Below are 3244 nucleotides of genomic sequence, written 5' to 3' on the forward strand. Positions count from 1 at the left end.
CGGCACGGGCGAGGGCCCCGCCGACGCGATGCGCGCCCACAGCGACGCCCCGGAGGCCGCCGGCGGAGAGGTCCGCGTCCACCGCCCCGCCGAGGCCCGCGCCCACGTCCGGGAGCGGGGCAGCGATGTGCGCCCCGGCGACCTCGCGCTCAAGGCGGGCACGGTGATCGGACCGCCGCAGATCGGGCTGCTCGCCGCGATCGGCCGCTCCACCGTCAAGGTGCGGCCCCGCCCCCGCGTCGTCGTCCTGTCCACCGGCAGCGAACTCGTGCAGCCCGGCGGCGAGCTGACGGGCGGCCGGATCTACGACTCCAACAGCTTCGCGCTCACCGCCGCCGCCCGGGACGCCGGGGCCATCGCCTACCGCGTCGGTGCCGTCGCCGACGACGCCGAGACCCTGCGCGCCACCATCGAGGACCAGCTGATCCGCGCCGACCTCGTCGTCACCACGGGCGGCGTCAGCGTCGGCGCGTACGACGTGGTAAAGGAGGCCCTGTCCTCCGTGGGCGACGAGGACGGGCCGGGCGGCGGTGTGGACTTCCGCAAGCTCGCCATGCAGCCGGGCAAACCGCAGGGTTTCGGGGCCATCGGCCCCGAGCACACCCCGCTGCTCGCCCTCCCCGGGAACCCGGTCTCCAGCTACGTCTCCTTCGAGCTGTTCGTCCGCCCCGCGATCCGCACCCTGATGGGCCTGCCCGCCCTCGACCGCGCGACGGTGAAGGCCGCCCTCGTCGCGGAGAAGGCCCTGTCCTCACCCGCCGGGAAGCGCCAGTTCCTGCGCGGGACGTACGACGCCGAGGCCGGCACCGTCACGCCCGTCGGCGGCTCCGGCTCGCATCTGATCGCCGCGCTCGCCCAGGCGGACGCCCTGATCGTGCTCCCCGAGGACGTCACCTCCGCCGAGCCCGGCTCCGACACCGAGGTGATCCTGCTCCGCTGAGCGCACCCCGGTGGCGGTACGGTATCTGGCGCTGTGCCGTCCGGGGGACACCCCCCGGCTCCCGGACCCGCGCCCCGGTGCGGCCCGGGGAATCCGGCGCCCTACCGCTAGGCGGAGTGAGTTGAGTACGCAGAACAGGCTGACGCACATCGACGAGGCGGGGGCCGCCCGCATGGTCGACGTCTCCGGGAAGGACGTCACCGCGCGCGTCGCCCGCGCCAGCGGCCGGGTCCTCGTGTCGCCGCGTGTGATCGAACTGCTCCGGGGCGAGGGGGTCCCCAAGGGCGACGCCCTCGCCACCGCGCGGATCGCCGGGATCATGGGGGCCAAGCGCACCCCGGACCTGATCCCCCTCTGCCACCCGCTGGCCGTCTCCGGAGTCGGCGTCGAGCTGGTCGTGGCCGACGACGCCGTGGAGATCACCGCCACGGTGAGGACCACCGACCGCACGGGCGTCGAGATGGAGGCCCTGACCGCCGTGTCGGTGGCCGCCCTCACCGTCGTGGACATGGTCAAGGCGGTCGACAAGGCCGCGGTCATCACGGACATCCGGGTCGAGGCGAAGTCGGGCGGCAAGTCCGGCGACTACGTACGCGCCGAGGCCCCCGGGACCGGCGCGTGAGCGCCGCCGGCGCCCCGGCCCCGTACCGCGCCCTCGTCGTGACCGCGTCGAACCGCGCGTCCGCCGGGGTCTACGCGGACAGGGGCGGGCCGCTGATCGCCGAGGCGCTGACGGGGCTCGGCTTCACCGTCGACGGCCCGGAGGTCGTGCCCGACGGCGACCCGGTCGAGCGGGCGCTGCGGACCGCGGTGGCCGCCGCGTACGACGTGGTCGTCACCACCGGCGGTACGGGCATCTCGCCCACCGACCGCACCCCCGAGGCCACCCGCCGCGTCCTGGACCACGAGGTGCCCGGCATCCCCGAGGCGATCCGGGCCGAGGGCCGCGACAAGGTCCCCACCGCCGCGCTCTCGCGCGGACTGGCGGGCGTGGCCGGGCGCACCCTGATCGTCAACCTCCCCGGCTCGACCGGCGGCGTGCGCGACGGCCTCGCCGTCCTGGAACGGCTCCTGGTGCACGCCGTGGACCAGCTGCGCGGCGGCGACCACCCCCGACCCGGGAGCCCGAGCTGAACGTCCCGACCTGGCCGGTGATCCTGGTGGACGGCGATGTCGCCCTCCGGCCCATCAAGCTGCGCGACCAGCGCGACTGGCGCGAGGTCAACCGGCGCAACCGGGACTGGCTGCGCCCCTGGGAGGCGACGGTCCCGCCGCCCGCGCCCGGCGGACCGGTCGCCCAGCGGCCCACGTACCGCCAGATGATCCGCCACCTGCGCGCCGAGGCGAACGCGGGCCGGATGCTGCCGTTCGCCATCGAGTACCGGGGCCGGCTGGTCGGGCAGCTGACCGTCGCCGGGATCACCTGGGGCTCGATGTGCTCGGGGCACGTCGGCTACTGGGTGGACCGGGAGGTGGCCGGGCGCGGGGTGATGCCCACCGCCGTCGCGCTCGCCGTCGACCACTGCTTCCGGGTGGTGGGACTTCACCGCATCGAGGTGTGCATCCGGCCCGAGAACGGTCCGAGCCGGCGGGTCGTGGAGAAACTCGGATTCCGCGAGGAAGGGCTGCGTCCGCGGTATCTGCACATCGACGGGGCGTGGCGCGACCACCTGATCTACGCGCTCACGGCGGAGGAAGTGCCGGACGGGCTGCTGCGGAGGTGGCACCGCTCGCGGCCCGTTCCCCGTACGGATCAGCCGGAGCCCCCCGCGTAAATAAAAAATTTGTTCGAATTCATATCGATCGGCTGATCCGGACCCTCATAAAAAAGTCCGTGATATCGGCCGGATCGTGCGACACACCGTGCCAATTGGCGGATGCCTCCGCGCAAACCCCTCTACGGTGTGAGATGTGAGCAGCAGCGGCCTCATCTACGCAGTCATCGTCGGGGCCTGGGCCGCCTACTTGGTGCCGATGTGGCTCCGCAGGCAGGACGAGCTGAACGAAGAGCGTCCGACGGAGCGCTTCAGCACCGCCATCCGGCTGCTGTCCGGCCGGGCGGCGATGGAGCGCCGGTATGCCAAGGGGCTCCAGGAGCGCACCGAGGACGAGGCGGCACCCGACGCCGACCCGGACGTGAGCACGGACCGATTGGACCCCGTGGACGTCCGGGCCTTCGCCGCGCCCCCGGCGCACACCGAGGTCCGGATGCACGATCCGGCCGGTACGCCGGAGCGCGCCCCCCGCAAGCGGCGAGGCGCCGGACCGGCCGCCCGGCGCGCGCGCCCCGGCGGCATCGACGCG

At 74.2% G+C, this 3244-nt stretch carries 4 protein-coding genes and 1 pseudogene; all 5 read left to right on the forward strand.

Annotated elements, in window-relative coordinates:
- Positions 1 to 940 (forward strand): gephyrin-like molybdotransferase Glp (gene glp, locus G3I41_RS30660; RefSeq protein ID WP_164403803.1); only part of this gene is annotated, 940 nt, incomplete at its 5' end.
- Between the two features lie 121 nt (positions 941 to 1061).
- A complete protein-coding gene (gene moaC / locus G3I41_RS30665; protein WP_164403804.1) occupies positions 1062 to 1562 on the forward strand; it encodes a cyclic pyranopterin monophosphate synthase MoaC in 501 nt (166 codons plus the stop codon).
- On the forward strand, positions 1559 to 2074 hold the full coding sequence (locus tag G3I41_RS30670; protein WP_164403805.1) for a MogA/MoaB family molybdenum cofactor biosynthesis protein: 516 nt from the start codon (positions 1559 to 1561) through the stop codon (positions 2072 to 2074). Before moaC ends, G3I41_RS30670 begins: the two co-directional genes overlap by 4 nt.
- 17 nt (positions 2075 to 2091) lie before the next feature.
- Entirely contained in the window at positions 2092 to 2715 is a 624-nt protein-coding gene (locus G3I41_RS30675; protein ID WP_164403806.1) for a GNAT family protein, read from the forward strand.
- Between the two features lie 136 nt (positions 2716 to 2851).
- Positions 2852 to 3244, forward strand: a pseudogene (locus G3I41_RS30680) (hypothetical protein); the annotation flags it as partial.

The organism is Streptomyces sp. SID9727 (genome assembly GCF_010550605.1).
In the GTDB taxonomy this organism is placed as follows: domain Bacteria; phylum Actinomycetota; class Actinomycetes; order Streptomycetales; family Streptomycetaceae; genus Streptomyces.